Here is a 16675-nt window from a genome sequence, read left to right as displayed (position 1 = left end):
TACAATCAAAGTCCTTGCTTTCGATACGGAAAGAAGCAAATGAATAGGTTATTTTTGAAAATTATTTAAAAAGGCAAAAACAAAAGTTAATGGCAATTTATTATCGATGTAGTACGTTTTATTGTAAATTGATAATAATGATGTCTCTAGAGCTTTAATGGGGTAGGCAATGGATTGAATCATGTGTGTTGCTTTCGATCTGAGAAAACTACTATCTTCTTATTTTCGTATGTATAAGTTAAGATGCTAATTAATAGTAGTACAATAATAAAACAACTATCGAGTTATAAAATAAAACGTATGAAAAAAGTGATTTTCATTTTTGTGTTATGTCTGCTCACAACTTTTGCTTTCGCCCAAAAAGAAAGTCAAAGAAAAGCACTATTTAATTTAGACAAATCAGTCGCTATTCAAGGGTATGATCCTGTTGCTTATTTTACAAAATCGAAAGCATTAAAGGGGAAAAAAGAATTTACCACCGATTATAAAGGAGTAATTTACTATTTTGTAACAGTTGGAAATAAAGAATTGTTTTTGAAGAATCCCATTAAATATGAACCAGGATATGGTGGCTGGTGTGCCTATGCGATGGGGCTTTCTGGAGAGAAAGTATCAGTAGACCCTAGTACTTTTAAGGTGTTAGATGGAAAACTATATTTGTTCTACAATGCGTTTTTCAATAATACCTTGAAAGATTGGAATAAAGACGAAGCCAAATTAAAATTAAAAGCCGATGGTAATTGGACGAAAATCACTCAGTAAAAAACACTAAATTTATAAAATAAAAATTTTTGTTTCTTTTTTACTTGACGATTTGTCAGTATCAGGTATTTTATGAGACTATACTACAAGATTAAAAATACTACTAAGAAAATAATCCCCATATGCTTAAACAATCTGTAAATAATAGTTTGAATGAATTGGTTCACTTATTGGGTGAATTGACCAATGAAGAGTTTTCAAAGTCATGTGCTACTTTGAGCAACTCCAGCATTGGTGAACATACAAGGCACATCATAGAAATGTTTCAATGTTTGCAAAATAATTATGATTCAGGAATGGTGAATTATGATAATAGACTACGCAATCCTCAAATTCAGACCGACACTCAATTTGCTATTCTGCAAATAGAGCAGATTCAAAACGTGGTAGACAAATCTGATAAAAAAATGTTTTTACAGCAAATTATTGACGGTGAGGAACTTCAAATTGAAACCAATTATTATCGAGAATTGTTGTATAATTTGGAACATTGTATCCATCATCAAGCCTTAATCAAAGTAGGTGTACTGCAAACTTGTAAAATAATATTGAATGCAAACTTTGGTGTTGCTAGATCCACAATTGAATACAGACAACAATGTGCACAGTAAGTTTTGTAAAAACAGGAGATAAAGTTATTGTGACCTCCAACCGTGATGAAAGAGTTATTAGGTTGAGTGCTCTTTATCCACAGCAATATGCTGTCAACAATAAGAATGTTATGTATCCCAAAGATCCTCTAGCGGGGGGTACTTGGTATGTAGTAGATGAGAAAGGAACCATACTTGTATTACTCAATGGCGCCCATGAAGAGCACCAAATAAGTCCGCCCTATCGCAAAAGTAGGGGATTAATTGTACTTGATATGATTGGTAGCAATTCCCCTATTGCATTTTGGAAAGCAATTGATTTAGACGATATAGAGCCTTTTACCCTAGTTTTATATCAAGATAAAATGTTATATCAGCTACGTTGGGATGGTCAGAACAAGGATACACTTGTATTAGATACTGATAAAAGCCATATTTGGTCATCTGCTACTCTGTATCCTGCTGTTGTTAGAGCAAAAAGAGAAGTTCTTTTTCAATCTTTTTTATGTAAAAAAGATACTATTTCTGAAAAAGAATTATTTCAATTTCACCGCTATACTGAACCTGAGGATCTCCGAAGCGGACTGGTTATTAATATCAACAATGAACTTAAGACATTGAGTATTACCCAAACTGTTTTGGAAGCTGATCAGCTCAAACTTACCTATTATGATTTGATAAAAGAAGAAGAATATAATTCCTCTTTTGTCCTTATTTAAATTTTTCTCACATTGACTACCTATAATCGCTTGTCGCTTTCTATACACAAAATAACCCATTGGGAATATTGGCCGTACCAATTGGTGTACATTCCGATTTCATTTTTGTGGCTCTATTACATTATTAAAGCGAGATCTTTTTTCTTTTTCACAGCGTCCAATCCTACTATTAAGAATGGTGGTTTTGTAATGGAATCCAAAAAAGAAATTTATGATATTATTCCGCCACAGTTTTACCCTAAAACCGAATTGGTGAAAGAGGGTACAACTTGGAGCGAAATAGAAAACAGATTGCTCCAATCGGGCATTCAGTTTCCGTTTATTGCTAAGCCAGATATTGGCTTGCGCGGATCGGCAGTCAAAAAAATCGATACTATTGGAGATTTGGAAGCGTACGCTCATAAAGCTAATTTTGATTTCTTATTGCAAGATATGATTCCGTATGCAAACGAAGTTGGAATCTTTTACGTTCGTTACCCCAATCAAAAAACAGGTAAAATTACCGGAATCGTTTCCAAAGAATTTCTTGTCGTAACCGGTGACGGAAAGTCAACCACTAGAGCATTATTGAGTCAGAATCCTAGGTATGCTTTACAACTTACCGTTTTGCAAAAAGAATATGGCGATACTTTGAACGAAGTCTTGCCTGTTGGACAAAAACTAAATCTCGTTCCTTATGGGAATCATGCCCGAGGTGCAAAATTTGTAGACGGAAAGGAATGGATAAGTCCGGCCTTGGAGACTGTTTTAAATACGGTTTGCACACAAATCCCCGGTTTCTATTTTGGACGCTTGGATGTCATGTACCACAATTTAGAAGATTTACAGCAAGGAAAAAACTTTTCGATCGTAGAACTCAATGGCGCAGGTAGCGAGCCTACACATATATACGACCCAAAACATTCGCTATTTTTTGCTTGGAAAGAATTAGCGAGACATTTAAAATACTTGTACCAAATCAGTGTGCAGAACCACAAATCTGGAGTCGCTTATTTATCATACAAAGAAGGTATGCAGCAAATGCGATTGCATTTTGAGCAATCGTCCAAAATTGTAAATTTCTAGCCCATGCAAATTTTAAAAAATATTGCCATAGGTTTTACGGTCAGTTTCTTAGGCTCATTGCCATTGGGCTTCCTTAATGTTGTAGGATTAGAAGTCTATTCAACTTTGGGGTTACAGGCGGTTTCATGGTTTATTTTGGGTATTATAGCAATCGAATGCATCGTGGCATACTACACTTTGATTTTTGCCAATGAGTTGGTCCAAAATAAAAAACTCATGAAGTGGATTGACATATTTGGAATCTTCTTTTTTCTAGCCATAGCAGTAGTTTTTTATGAACAAGGCGAAGCAACGCAAGAGGGAGGTGGGTATTTGCAAGGATATTTAAACTGGCCCATGTTTTGGTTTGGTGTCTTTTTAAACTGTTTGAACTTTTTACAAATTCCGTTTTGGTTGGCATGGAATCTCTATTTCATCAATGGTAAGTTTATTGTGACAGATAAGGCCTTAAAGTTTTATTATGTTGGTGGTACAATGGTTGGGGTATATGTAGGGATGCTGTCTATAATTTATTTTTTAGACAAAATTTCAAAGCAAATTGCTTTTGTCACCGAATATTTACTTCCGATTGTTTTGCCAATTTTCTTCTTGGTTATGGCTGTCTATCAAAGCTATAAAGTGTATCAAAAATACTTTTCCAATAAAAATCAACTAGAAGCCTGATAAATCATTTTCAGATACATTCATTTTTGTATTTTTGTTAGATGAAGAATATTATTATCACAGGAACCAGTCGCGGAATAGGGTATGAGCTTGCATTGCAATTTGCAAATGCCGGACATCAAGTCCTAGCACTATCAAGAAAAACACCTCGCGTGTTGCTTGAGCACAAAAATATTAGTTGTTTATCTGTTGATTTATCTACAGAAGACGATTTAGAAAAAATCACCAATTTCATAAGCACTACTTGGGACAAAATAGATGCAGTGGTTCATAATGCAGGTAGTTTGGTCAACAAACCGTTTGGGGACTTAACCCAAGCCGATTTTGAGTACGTATACAAAGTAAATGTTTTTGGAGTAGCCAATTTGACTCGTATTTGTATTCCGTTTTTGCCCAAAGGGAGTCATGTAGTCACGATAAGTTCAATGGGCGGAATCCAAGGATCCTTAAAATTCCCAGGTTTAGCAGCATATAGCTCAAGTAAAGGCGCAGTAATCACACTATCAGAACTGTTGGCAGAAGAGTACAAAGAGCAAGGAATAGCATTCAATGTTTTGGCACTTGGCGCAGTTCAAACCGAAATGTTGGCAGAAGCTTTCCCAGGCTATCAAGCGCCAGTATCAGCAGATGAAATTGCCAATTATATTTGTGATTTTACCCTTACTGGAAACAAATTTTTTAACGGTAGAGTAATACAGGTTACGTCTTCAAATCCTTAAAAAGAGTTATGAATTATTAGTTATGAGTTATGAGTGACGGCATCGTTAAAAATAAGAGTTAATAATTATTAGTAATAAACTATGAGTGATAGCATCATTAAAACTAAGAGTTTTGAATTGGTTGTGAGTGGAGTTTTTTTCTACAAACATATTGTGAGCGAAAAAAAGGAATATGTGATGAGCAAACAGTTTTTGCGTTCCATAACCTCTGTGGGTGCAAATGTTCGTGAAGCTGTAAATGCACAAAGCAAACCTGATTTTATACATAAATTAGCTATTGCTCAAAAAGAGTGTGATGAAACCATGTATTGGCTCGAACTACTAAAAGCAACAGATTATATCTCTCAAGAAGAAGTTCAAAAAATTCATAATCAAAGTCATGAAGTACTTAAAATAATTAGAAGTATAATCATTACCACCAAAAAAAACTCGGTAAATAAAGACAACACTTAAACGCACCGCAACTCATAACTCATACTTCATAACTTATAACTCAAAAGTAACTTATAACTAAATTGGAAGGAACCTTAGCCAAATACATACCAGAATTCGCGGTCAGCCCAGCCTTTGAGTTGATCGTGACACATGGTGTGCATTTAAAAATCGTCAACGAGCGTGCCACGCGCCATGGCGATTACCGCAAAGCCCTCAATGGGAAACATGAAATTACCGTAAACGGCAGTTTGAATAAGTACCGTTTTCTGGTCACGCTCATACATGAAATCGCGCACTTGGTCGCCTTTGAGAAATACGGACGCAACATCAAACCACACGGAAACGAGTGGAAACACACCTTTCAACAATTGATGGTACCTTATATTCGACCAGAGATTTTCCCCAATCAATTGTTGCCACTTTTGGCTCGACATTTCAGAAATCCGTCTGCCAGCAGTGATACAGACACCACTTTGTCCTTGGCGCTCAAACAATTTGATGTACAAAAAGACAACGCAAATTACGTCTTCGAAATTCCGTATGGTACTGTGTTCCGTATCAAAAACGGAAAAGTATTTAAAAAAATGGCTGTTCGCACCAAACGCTTCGAATGCATCGAAATCAGTTCAGGCAAAACCTATTTATTCAATCCCAACGCAGAGGTAGAAATTATTCAAATGTAGTTTCTAGGAGCGAAAATCTTGGCTTTTTCAGGAGGTTTGAGTTCCTGCTTTCCGTTGCAAACTTTTGGGGGCAAAACAAAAGCCCCCAAAAGGATTTTCACTGCAATCAGGGCTAATTAGTGAATACAGTCTTTTTTTTGGAATTACAACTTTGCGGAGATTAAAGGGATTATTCTCCTTATTTTTGCGGGGAATAATTTTCTATTTTTTTTAGTAATCATAAAATCATTTTATTCCATTTGAAGCTAAAAATATAAAAATTTGTATTTTTAGTGTATAAATTTTAGCAACCATGAAAAACAACCTAGGCTCCATATCACTTCTAATCGCTTTCTCAGGCTTAGTACTGTTTGAGCTACTAGTTCGTATAGATATTCTAAGCCATCCAGCTTGGAAAATAGTGATTGCAGGATTTGAAGCGGCAACTATTGGTGGCTTTGCCGATTGGTTTGCGGTCAGTGCTTTATTTCGGGAGATTCCTATTCCGATCGTGCGGAAGCATACCAATATCATTGCCAAAAACCGAGCAAAACTAACGGAGGGAATTGTAGATTTGGTGACTACCAAATGGCTTTCGCCTGAAGTGATTTCAGGCAAGTTGAGCGAAATTAATTTGGTCGAAAAAATAATTCAGTTTTTGAAAAAGCCGGACAATCAAAAAAAGTCTATTGAAGTCATTCAAAAAATAGTTTTGGTGTTGGCGGATGATTTGGACAGTCCAAAATTGGCGGCGAATTTAAAGACCGTTTTTACGAAGCAAATTGGTCAGTTAGACTTAGGTTCCACTTTAGGGCAATGGCTAGAGAAATCAATTAAAAATGGCGACCACAACCAAATTTGGGAGCTAATGATTCAGGCAGGATCCAAAGCAATCAGCGATGAAGATACGAGAGAGAAATTGCTTTCTAAATTAGCTATTGCAGCGACCGAATACAAAGAAAAAGGATTAGTCAAGAAAATCACTCTGTTTCTAGCCGAATCAACAGGCGGAATAGATTTGGACAGTATAGCGGATTCACTTTTAGAACAAGCCAATGTTTTTATTGAGGAAGCAAAATCCAATCCTGAGCACCCGATTCGAGTAAAATTTGATGATTGGATTTTAGATTTCGCACACAAACTGGCTACGGGTGACGAAGACAGTAAAAAAATGATTGATAACTTTATCAATGGTTTTACAGAGAATGCCGATGCCGAAAGTATGATTCAGAAGTTGTTGGTGAATTTCAAATATACTTTGATAGCGCAACTAGAAAATCACGAAACGCCACTTATGAAGTTTGTGATTACAAAATTAAATGCCGTATTGTCCGATTTAGAGCAGAATCCAGAAACCCAAGCAAATGTGAATCGCTGGATAAAAGATACGATTTCAAACCTAATTACCGAATTTCATGGTGAGATAGGGAACATGGTGCGAGACAGTTTGGCAAAATTGGATAATGCAGAACTGGTGCATCAAATCGAAGACAAAATAGGGAACGATTTGCAGTACATTCGACTAAATGGTGCTGTTGTTGGTGGTTTGGTTGGTATCCTAAATGCCGTTGTTAAACTGGCCTTGGGATAAGGTAAAGGTTTGTTGGAAGTTTACCCGATAGTTAAAATTAATAGCAAAACATCAATTTCAAATTAAATCTGTCACACTGAGCTTGTCGAAGTGCAATCCAAATAAGCTTCCCTTTGACAAAAGTCTTCGACAAGCTCAGACGGACAAAGTGGTATTTCATTATAGTAGAAGATTAGGATTAAGTTATGAACCTGTTAGGGGAGCTTTGTTCAAAATAAATTAGTTTAAAGCAACAGTTTTGACCATTTAAAGTAATGAAATATTACTTTTATAAATACAAAAAAAGCACAGTCGCAGAAAACGTACTGTGCTTTTTTGATATGGAAATAATAAGTTGTTTTTTAGCCCCGATAGAAACGAAAATCCTTTTGTGACGGCCTTCCGTAACAAAAGATTGTAGTGAATAGCGGGAGGAATCGTAATTATAAATTCGAGTTTTCTGCTCCTAATTTTATTTCTTCAAATGCGCTTCGCGAACTTTTTTAAACAAGTTGGACGAATACACAAAAGTAGTTACAGCTTCGTTATCGGTATAGAAAATTTCTTCTTTGTTACCTTGCCATTCTTTTAGTCCGTTTTTCAGGAAAAGGATGTTGTCACCTATCTCCATAACCGAGTTCATATCGTGGGTATTGATCACAGTGGTGATATTGTATTCTTCGGTAATTTCTTTGATGAGGTTGTCAATCAAGATAGACGTATTAGGGTCTAATCCTGAATTGGGTTCATCACAAAATAAGTATTTTGGGTGATTTACAATGGCGCGAGCTATAGCAACACGTTTTTGCATTCCTCCAGATATCTCTGAGGGTAGCTTTTTGTGTGCGTCGATGAGGTTGACCCTCTTAAGTACAAATTCTACTCGATCGGCAATTTTAGCTTTGTCGTCTTTGGTAAACATTTTCAATGGGAAAGCTACATTCTCGCATACGGTCATGGAATCAAACAAGGCACTTCCTTGAAAAACCATTCCAATTTCGGTACGTAGTTCACGTTTTTCTTGATCTTCTAATTCAGAGTAAACTCTACCATCAAAAATAATTTGTCCAGATTCTGGAGTATGGATACCCAAAAGACTTTTTAATAATACTGTTTTTCCAGAACCACTTTGTCCAATGATGAGGTTGGTTTTTCCAGTTTCAAAAACAGTAGAGATGCCTTTGAGAATTTTATTTTCACCGAATGATTTTTCTATATTTTTTACTTCTATCATGAGCTCAGTAATAATTGTGTTAGAATATAATTGAAAAGGATGATGCAAACCGAAGTCCAAACGAAGGAAACAGTACTTGCTTTTCCTACTTCAAGAGCACCACCTTTCATGTAATAGCCATGAAAAGAGGGTATAGTAGCCAATAATAAGGCAAAAATTAATGTTTTGATAAAGGCATAGACCACATGAAAAGGAATGAATTCCATTTGTGCACCCATGACAAAATTATCACTAGTGGTGAAGCCGCCGTAAACACCAGCCATCCATCCACCTAGAATACCAAGAAACATGGCAATTCCGATAAGGAAAGGGTATAAAAGGAGTGCGATTATTTTTGGAAAAACTAAATAGTTCAAAGAGTTCACTCCCATTACTTCTAGCGCATCAATTTGTTCTGTAACGCGCATAGTACCTATACTAGAGGTAATGAATGACCCCATTTTTCCAGCCATAATGACCGAGATAAAAGTTGGTGCAAACTCCAAAATTATTGATTGACGTGTAGCAAAACCAATAAGGTATTTTGGAATTAAAGGATTCGTCAAGTTCAAAGCCGTTTGAATGGCAACAACACCACCAACGAAAAAGGAAATGAAGGCTACAATACCAAGTGAATCTATAATTAAGTCATCAATTTCTTTGAAAATAAGGTTGCGCATCACCGACCATTTGGTCTGTTTGCTGAATATTTCCCTTATCATAAGAAAGTACTTCCCTATTTGTGATATGTATCGAATGAGCATCATAAGTATGTGAATATTGTCAAAATTAGTTATAAGTTACGAGTTATAAGGTATGTGCTGCCACTTTTTCTACTAACTAGCATTGCCAAAAACTTTTGCTTTCATTTTTTTTATTCGATAGTTGCGAATAAATTTAGCTTGTTCTGAAGTAACTAATAGTGGAGTTTTGGCATTTTTGGCATTCATGAATCCAATAATGTAATCGATAAAAAGTCTTGGCTTTTTTTTCATCATTGCCAACTTTACTGAGGCGATCGCTGTAATAATAAAGCCATATCCTAAGGTGTAAAAGGCTTCTCCTTGCTTGTATCGCGCCGTTTTGTTATAGTTTGCTCCAGTAGGTTTTAAGTGTTTTACTTTTAAAGTTTGGTCTGTAACTACTTTCCAATTATAAAATTCACAAAGTAATTCATCTACCGTATCCCAACCCATGGCTGGTTTTAGTCCGCCAATTTGTTTGTAGGTTTCTTTTCGGTACGCTTTCAATGCGCCACGAATATGGTCTTTGTCTGTTAAATTTTCGAGTACAAAATCACCATTTTTTTCGATATAACAAAATCCACCCGCCATTCCTATTCGGTCATCCGATTTAAAATGGTTGATGATAGTTTCGAAATAATTAAGTGGAAAAATTAAATCAGCATCGATTTTTACTAGAATATCGTAATTGTCATCAATGTGTTTTTCTCCTTCATGAAAAGCCTGAATCACCTTGCTCCCAGGCATGTGTGCCGCCGATGATTTTTTGTTAACCAAAGTGATATACGGATGTTTTGCGGCGTATGATTTCACGATTTCCTCGGTTCCATCAGTAGAATTGTCGTTGACAACTACTATTTTGGATGGAGTGATCGTTTGATTGACTAAAGAATCTAATGTTAAAGATATAAAGGCTTCTTCGTTATGTGTAGGAATGACTAAGTAGTAATCCCCCCAGCCCCCGAAGGGGGAGTTTGATATACTTTGTGAAATGGGATTGTTCATTTTAAATTAATTTTACGATAATTACATTCCCCCTTTAGGGGTTAGGGGGATTTTCTCAGCACATACAATATAATATCGTGGTGTGAAGTAACGCAATAGAGGTCTAAAACCTATTTTCTTTACAGGATGTGTGAATTTTTCTCTCGCAGTAATTTTCCAGCCTGTTTTTTCCAGTAACCAATCCAATTGCCAGTCTTCAAATTCATGATAATGTCTGTCCCATATATCTGTTTTACTTCTGTAAGCTGGGGAAAACCAAAGGCGTAACGGAATAGAAATTAATAATTTATCACATTTAATATTTTCTAATACGGTATAAGGATTTAGTAGATGTTCAAATATCTCAAAAGCCGTAAAAACAGTGTACGTTTCTGTTTGTAATGCGGTTTGGTCTTTGTCAATATCTTCACCAGTAGTGTTTTTTACTGTAAAGCCATTCTCGACCATAATTTTTGAAAACGGATTGGGTACACCCAAATCAAAAATGGTCTCGGACGTAGCAACGTGTTTTTGTAAAAATTCTAACGTGTGTTTGAATCGCTTATTTGGAAATGTTTTTTCGTACATAGTTATTGCGAAGAACAACGATTTTGTTGTTCATTGATTTATAGTTGAATTTACGTTCTTCCAAAGTTGAATGGAATTTGGTGCTGCAAATATAGTGATAATTGTGTTTTGTGACGATTTTTTAGCCCAGATAGAAACGAAAAGCCCGAGGCTTAAAAAAGTAGTTTTTCTTGTCTCAAAAAAGCGACCGGAGGAAGCTCTTTTTGAGTGATAGAAAAACACTTTTTTAAGGCTGGACTTGTAGTGTATAGCTGGATTGGCTCCTAATAAACAATATAGTTCTTCGGTTTTATTTCGAAAAGAGCTTGTCGAAGTGATATTCGTCTTATCGAGCTTTTTGATAGGCTCAGACGGATGATTTTTTAAAATTACTTTAATACCCAGAAACAAATTTTGTAGGTCGTCGAAATCAGTTTTATAGTTGTATTAAATGTATCAAAAAGCGCTTCTCTAAAAAAAAATATTTAAAACGAGATCTTCGACGGGCTGAAATTAGGAATTACAAGGGGTGTTTTAATATCTGTAAACGAATGCATTAATATTCATTCCTGCTCCAACAGAAGCGAAAATTACGACATCTCCTTTGTTAATTTCGTGGTTTTCTATTTGACCATTGACCAATAAATCAAACAGAGTAGGTACTGTTGCAACACTGCTATTACCAAGTTCATGAATGCACATAGGCATGATGTTCGCTGGAGTTGATTGGTTGTATAGTTTGTAAAAACGGTCAACTATTGCCTCGTCCATTTTTTCATTAGCTTGGTGAATCAATATTTTTTTAACGTCGGTAATGGCGAGTCCGCTTTTGTCTAGACAGCTTTTCATAGCAGCAGGTACATTAATCAATGCAAATTCGTAGATTTTACGACCGTGCATTTTGATGTAGCGAATGTCTGGATCCAATTCAGGATTGTATGATTTTCCGAAAAATAAATATCCGGATTCGTCGTAGGCATAGGTTGCACTTTCGTATGCTAATAGTCCTGTTTCATCTTCCGAAGCTTCGATTATTGTTGCTCCAGCACCATCAGAATAAATCATGGAGTCACGATCGTGATCATCTACTACTCGAGATAACGTCTCAGAACCGATAACCAAACAGCGCTTGGCCATTCCAGATTTGATAAAGGCATTGGCTTGCAAAACTCCTTCGATCCATCCGGGGCATCCAAACAATAAATCGTAAGCGACACATTTTGGGTTTTTAATTTGAAGTTTATTTTTGACACGTGTAGCCAAACTTGGAAGCATATCCGATTGTAAAGCCCCTTTTTTTACATCACCAAAATTGTGTGCAAAAATGATATAATCTAATGTTTCGGGATCAATATTGGCATTTGCAATTGCTTTTTGAGCAGCAAAAAAGGCTAAATCAGATGATGTATACTGGTCTTCAGCATAACGTCTCTTTTCTATTCCTGTAATTCCTTTAAATTTATGAATTATGACATCATTTGGGTATTTAAAAGGTGTTCCGTCTTCGTTTAAGAAGTGATGCTCCGAGAAATCGGCATTGTTTATTGTGTTATCAGGGATATAACTCCCTGAACCTGTTATTTTTATGTTCATGATGTTGTTGTAAAATAATTAAGGCAATGTAAGGATAAAATAAAGAAATGAAATATTATGCATGCATAATTAGTAATTTGGAATTCTTTGGGTCTATCCAGCTTGTTTTTTTGATAAATTGTTTGTGTTTTCCTTAATTTGTAATATTATTCAAATAAGTTTTCCGAAATAATAAGTTTGAAAAAAAAGCAAAACGTCCCGAATAATCGGGACGTTATCGCTGTATCGACATGGTTTTTAACTTTCCATGTAAGCTTCAATTGGAGCACAGCTGCAAACCAAATTTCTATCTCCATACGCATCATCGGCGCGACGTACAGATGGCCAAAATTTGTTATCAGCAATATACTCCAATGGGTATGCTGCTTTTTCTCTGGAGTACGGTAACGTCCAATTTTCAGCTGTTAGCATTGCCAAGGTATGAGGTGAATTTTTTAGCACATTGTTTTTGTCCTCAATGGTAGCTTCTTCGATCTCTTTTCGAATCGAAATCATAGCGTCACAGAAACGGTCCAATTCTTCTAGGTTTTCACTTTCTGTAGGTTCGATCATCAAAGTACCTGCTACTGGGAAAGAAACTGTAGGCGCATGAAAACCATAGTCCATTAAACGTTTGGCGATATCTGTTACTTCAATTCCTTTTTCTTTAAATGGACGACACTCCAAAATCATCTCATGTGCCGCACGACCATTTTCTCCAGAATATAAAGTTTCGTAATGACCGCTTAGTTTTTCTTTGATGTAATTGGCGTTCAAAATAGCATATTCTGTAGCAGATTTTACACCATCAGCACCAAGCATTTTGATGTATCCGTAAGAAATCAAACAAACCAAAGCAGAGCCCCAAGGTGCTGCAGATATCGCAGATATTGCGCTATCTCCACCTGTAGGAATTAATGGGTTGGTTGGTAAAAAAGGTGCCAATTGTGGAGCAACACAAATAGGTCCTACTCCAGGTCCACCACCACCGTGAGGGATCGCAAATGTTTTATGTAAATTCAAGTGGCAAACGTCAGCCCCAATAGTTGCAGGATTTGTCAATCCCACTTGAGCATTCATATTGGCTCCGTCCATGTAGACTTGCCCACCATTATCATGAATAATTTGAGTGATTTCTTTAATTGCGCTTTCGTACACACCATGTGTTGATGGGTAGGTCACCATTAAGCAAGACAAGTTGTCTTTGTGCAAAATAGCTTTTTCACGTAAATCATCTACATCTATATTTCCGTTTTCAAGTGTTTTAGTAACCACAACTTTCATTCCTGCCATGGCAGCAGATGCCGGATTGGTTCCGTGTGCCGAGGATGGAATCAAAGCAATTTTTCGGTGTTCGTCACCTCTAGATTCGTGGTACGCTCGTATTACCATTAATCCAGCATATTCTCCTTGTGCACCTGAGTTAGGTTGCAAAGTTGTAGCTGCAAAACCAGTAATTTCGTTTAACTGCTCTTCTAGTTTTTTCAGCATTTCTTGGTATCCTTGCGCTTGATCTAGTGGAGCAAACGGGTGAATACTGTTCCAGCTAGGTGCACTCAATGGCAACATCTCAGCAGCTGCATTTAATTTCATCGTACAAGAACCTAACGAAATCATCGAATGGTTCAAGGCCAAATCTTTGCGCTCCAACATTTTGATATAACGCATCAAAGCAGTTTCAGAATGGTATCTGTTAAAAACTTCGTGTTGTAAAAAAGTTGACGTTCGAACTAAACTTTCAGGAAAATGGTTGGTAGTTGATAATTCAGCAACTACAATAGTTTTTACTCCTTTTGCTTCTGCAAATATCGCAATTACCTTATTCAAATCAGCAAAACCAATTGTTTCATTCATCGAAATTGAAACCGTATCTGCTGTAGGGTAGTAAAAATTCACCTCATTTGCTTCGGCAATTTCTCTTATTTTTTTAGCATCGGCTTTGAATACTACAGTGTCAAAGAAAGCCGTGTTTGTTTGCTCAAATCCTAAAGTTGCTAACGTATTTGCCAAGGTCACTGCCGAGGCATGAACCTTGTTTGCAATATATTTTAAACCTCTTGGTCCATGATAAACAGCATACATACTCGCCATTACAGATAATAAAACCTGTGCAGTACAAATATTAGAGGTTGCTTTGTCACGCTTTATGTGTTGCTCACGTGTTTGCAACGCCATACGCAAGGCACGATTTCCGTCTGTGTCAACAGTCACACCGATAATTCTACCTGGCATTGAGCGTTTGTATTCGTCTTTTGTAGCAAAGTATGCGGCATGTGGTCCACCGTACCCTAACGGAATTCCGAAACGTTGTGTGGTTCCAAAAACTACCGCAGCGCCCATTTCTCCTGGAGGAGTCAGTTTTGCCAAACTCAAAATATCAGCAGCAACAGCTACTTTAATTTCGTTTGCAGCTGCCGTAGCAATAAACGATGCGTAATCATAAACTTGTCCAAATTTACCTGGATATTGAAGAACGGCTCCAAAAAACTCAGATGAAAAATCAAAAGTTTCATGGTTTCCTATAACCAATTCTACGCCAATTGGTGTAGAACGAGTTTGCAAAACAGATAGAGTTTGTGGTAAAATTTCTTCAGAAACAAAGAACTTACACACATTAGCTTTCTTTTGGTCTCTTGTTCGAACATCAAACAAAAGTGCCATCGCTTCTGCTGCTGCAGTAGCCTCATCTAGTAACGAAGCATTTGCAATTTCCATTCCAGAAAGTTCAATTACAGTTGTTTGAAAATTCAAAATAGCTTCCAATCTTCCTTGAGCTATTTCTGCTTGGTAAGGCGTGTATGCCGTGTACCATCCTGGACTTTCAAAAACATTTCGTTGAATTACCGCCGGAACGATTGCTTGATTGTACCCCAAACCAATATAGGTTTTGAACATTTTGTTCTTGTTTCCTAGCAGCGTTATATGTTTTAAATATTCATATTCCGTCATTTCTGGATCCAAGTTCAACGGAGCTTTTAGACGAATTTCATCAGGTAACGTCTCAGAGATAAGTTGTTCAACAGAGTCTACCCCGATGGTTTTTAGCATGTGTTGTAGGTCTGATTCCTCAGGTCCAATGTGTCTTAAAGCGAAAGCATCTGTTTTCATTTGTAGCTAATTATTGTTTTATATCTAAAGAATGTGCTGTATTCTGATTTTAAATTGTCAAAAAACAAGCTGATATCAGAATTGGTACATTTTTCAGTAAAAATAGTTGTGTTTTTCGTGATGCAAAAATAAACATAATTCATTGGAAATGATTCTTTTTTAGATTTGATTTTGTTAAAATTAAGAAGATAAATGCGAGCGCTTTATATCAAATTAACTAACCAAATAATTTAGCCGGAATTTCATTGTATTCCTCCTTATCGTAAGCAGAAATTGTAGTTTTATTTACCACAAAAATTCTAAGGCAATTAGTGAATAAAACATCCAAAATGTGAGAGGAGATCAGTACAATGCTATATTGGGCCTTTTCTTTTAGGTAATTCATTAATATGTAGTTAGCCTCAATATCCAGACCGTTGAATGGTTCGTCAAGAATGTAAACAGGATAGTCTTTTTGAAAGAGAGCATTCAAAAAAGCTTTCTTTTTCATACCTGTCGAAAATTCTTTGACTAATTTGTCCTCGGGCACATCAAAAAGTTTTGGAGATTGGTTGTTTTCGATACCCAAAATAGAACAGTAAAAGGTATAGAATTCGGCCGGACTTAACTCCTCATATATTGGTGACTCTGCCGGACACCAAGCTACATCTTGTAAAACGATTTTTTTATTATCGAATGTGCAGCTGCCTTCAAAGGGCTCGAATCCTAATATGCATTTGAATAAAGTTGTTTTTCCTTGGCCGTTTTTTCCAACGATACCATAAATTCCGTTTTGAAGAATATGAAAATTAGCCTCTTTCAAAACTACCTGATCTTTATATTTTTTTTCGACAATATTAATTTGAAGCATAGTGCATGAGTTGAAGGTTGGTAACAGCTTTTTTGTACAAGTACGGCAGTAATAGTAAAATGACGGGAGCCAAATAAATTTGAATACAACTGCCTATTACAAACACAAAATAAATTTGCTGTATAAACTGGTTTTTGAAATACGCATATTTTAATAGCATATTGATAATCGGAAAAATAAATAATAACGGTACAAATAGCAATAGCTTTGTTTTTTGTAAAATAAGTAAAACAAGTACAGTAGGAATGATGATCATCAAACTATTGATGGCACTGTTTTTAATAATGTGTTGTAGGTATTTTTTTGGTTCGAAAACCGTGGCTTTAATGAATTGAATGGGTTCTCTATTATTAAAGATACTACTCGAAAGTAGTGCGCTAATACCAAAAGAAACCAGAATCAAATTGTCATTTTTGTGTGTCGCGCCCATGTATAAGAGCAATAATGGAAGCG

17 protein-coding genes are annotated in these 16675 nt (G+C 36.1%); 9 read left to right on the top strand and 8 right to left on the bottom strand.

From position 1 onward, the window contains the following. The first annotated feature begins 300 nt into the window (after positions 1–300). The 9 genes from M2326_RS00500 (at position 301) to M2326_RS00460 (ending at position 7206) form a co-directional block, all read left to right on the top strand. Entirely contained in the window at positions 301–762 is a 462-nt protein-coding gene (locus M2326_RS00500; protein WP_264617602.1) for a YHS domain-containing (seleno)protein, read from the top strand. Between the two features lie 122 nt (positions 763–884). Next, complete coding sequence (locus tag M2326_RS00495) at positions 885–1373, top strand: DinB family protein (protein WP_264617601.1); 489 nt, start codon at positions 885–887, stop codon at positions 1371–1373. Continuing rightward, positions 1361–2071 (top strand): NRDE family protein, encoded by a 711-nt coding sequence (locus M2326_RS00490; protein WP_264617600.1) that lies wholly within the window; start codon positions 1361–1363, stop codon positions 2069–2071. The genes M2326_RS00495 and M2326_RS00490 overlap by 13 nt, the downstream gene beginning before the upstream one ends. Before the next feature lie 12 nt (positions 2072–2083). Further along, on the top strand, positions 2084–3136 hold the full coding sequence (locus M2326_RS00485; RefSeq protein ID WP_264617599.1) for a D-alanine--D-alanine ligase: 1053 nt from the start codon (positions 2084–2086) through the stop codon (positions 3134–3136). A gap of 3 nt (positions 3137–3139) precedes the next feature. Further along, complete coding sequence (locus tag M2326_RS00480) at positions 3140–3799, top strand: hypothetical protein (RefSeq protein ID WP_264617598.1); 660 nt, start codon at positions 3140–3142, stop codon at positions 3797–3799. 41 nt (positions 3800–3840) lie between these two features. Next, complete coding sequence (locus M2326_RS00475) at positions 3841–4518, top strand: SDR family NAD(P)-dependent oxidoreductase (RefSeq protein ID WP_264617597.1); 678 nt, start codon at positions 3841–3843, stop codon at positions 4516–4518. Positions 4519–4599: 81 nt separating this feature from the next. Then, positions 4600–4971 (top strand): four helix bundle protein, encoded by a 372-nt coding sequence (locus M2326_RS00470; protein ID WP_264617596.1) that lies wholly within the window; start codon positions 4600–4602, stop codon positions 4969–4971. Between the two features lie 62 nt (positions 4972–5033). Next, positions 5034–5636: a SprT-like domain-containing protein gene (locus M2326_RS00465; RefSeq protein WP_264617595.1), complete on the top strand. Its 603-nt coding sequence runs from the start codon at positions 5034–5036 to the stop codon at positions 5634–5636. 292 nt (positions 5637–5928) lie between these two features. Further along, entirely contained in the window at positions 5929–7206 is a 1278-nt protein-coding gene (locus M2326_RS00460; protein ID WP_264617594.1) for a DUF445 domain-containing protein, read from the top strand. 451 nt (positions 7207–7657) lie between these two features. Here the strand turns inward: M2326_RS00460 and M2326_RS00455 are convergent, their stop codons facing one another. The 8 genes from M2326_RS00455 to M2326_RS00420 all read right to left on the bottom strand — a co-directional run bounded on the left by M2326_RS00455 (position 7658) and on the right by M2326_RS00420 (position 16652). Continuing rightward, on the bottom strand, positions 7658–8419 hold the full coding sequence (locus tag M2326_RS00455) for an ABC transporter ATP-binding protein (RefSeq protein ID WP_264617593.1): 762 nt from the start codon (positions 8417–8419) through the stop codon (positions 7658–7660). Continuing rightward, complete coding sequence (locus M2326_RS00450) at positions 8416–9165, bottom strand: MlaE family ABC transporter permease (RefSeq protein WP_264617592.1); 750 nt, start codon at positions 9163–9165, stop codon at positions 8416–8418. The genes M2326_RS00455 and M2326_RS00450 overlap by 4 nt, the downstream gene beginning before the upstream one ends. 69 nt (positions 9166–9234) lie before the next feature. Further along, on the bottom strand, positions 9235–10146 hold the full coding sequence (locus M2326_RS00445; protein ID WP_264617591.1) for a glycosyltransferase family 2 protein: 912 nt from the start codon (positions 10144–10146) through the stop codon (positions 9235–9237). A 21-nt stretch (positions 10147–10167) separates the two neighbouring features. Further along, positions 10168–10713 carry a methyltransferase gene (locus M2326_RS00440; protein WP_264617590.1) on the bottom strand — a complete coding sequence of 182 codons (546 nt, stop codon included), beginning with the start codon at positions 10711–10713 and terminating at the stop codon, positions 10168–10170. A gap of 513 nt (positions 10714–11226) precedes the next feature. Further along, positions 11227–12285 carry a 3-oxoacyl-ACP synthase III family protein gene (locus tag M2326_RS00435; RefSeq protein ID WP_264617589.1) on the bottom strand — a complete coding sequence of 353 codons (1059 nt, stop codon included), beginning with the start codon at positions 12283–12285 and terminating at the stop codon, positions 11227–11229. A gap of 237 nt (positions 12286–12522) precedes the next feature. Further along, positions 12523–15372, bottom strand: coding sequence for an aminomethyl-transferring glycine dehydrogenase (gene gcvP / locus M2326_RS00430; RefSeq protein ID WP_264617588.1), 2850 nt, complete (start codon positions 15370–15372; stop codon positions 12523–12525). Positions 15373–15589: 217 nt separating this feature from the next. Continuing rightward, positions 15590–16222 (bottom strand): ATP-binding cassette domain-containing protein, encoded by a 633-nt coding sequence (locus tag M2326_RS00425; protein ID WP_264617587.1) that lies wholly within the window; start codon positions 16220–16222, stop codon positions 15590–15592. Next, entirely contained in the window at positions 16209–16652 is a 444-nt protein-coding gene (locus tag M2326_RS00420) for a hypothetical protein (RefSeq protein WP_264617586.1), read from the bottom strand. Before M2326_RS00420 ends, M2326_RS00425 begins: the two co-directional genes overlap by 14 nt. Positions 16653–16675: the final 23 nt, after the last annotated feature.

Origin of the sequence: Flavobacterium psychraerolatum (assembly GCF_025960985.1) — a bacterium.
Taxonomy (GTDB): Bacteria; Bacteroidota; Bacteroidia; order Flavobacteriales; family Flavobacteriaceae; genus Flavobacterium.
The sequence above is the reverse complement of the archived record's forward strand: the minus strand, read 5'-3'. Positions and strand labels throughout refer to the sequence as shown.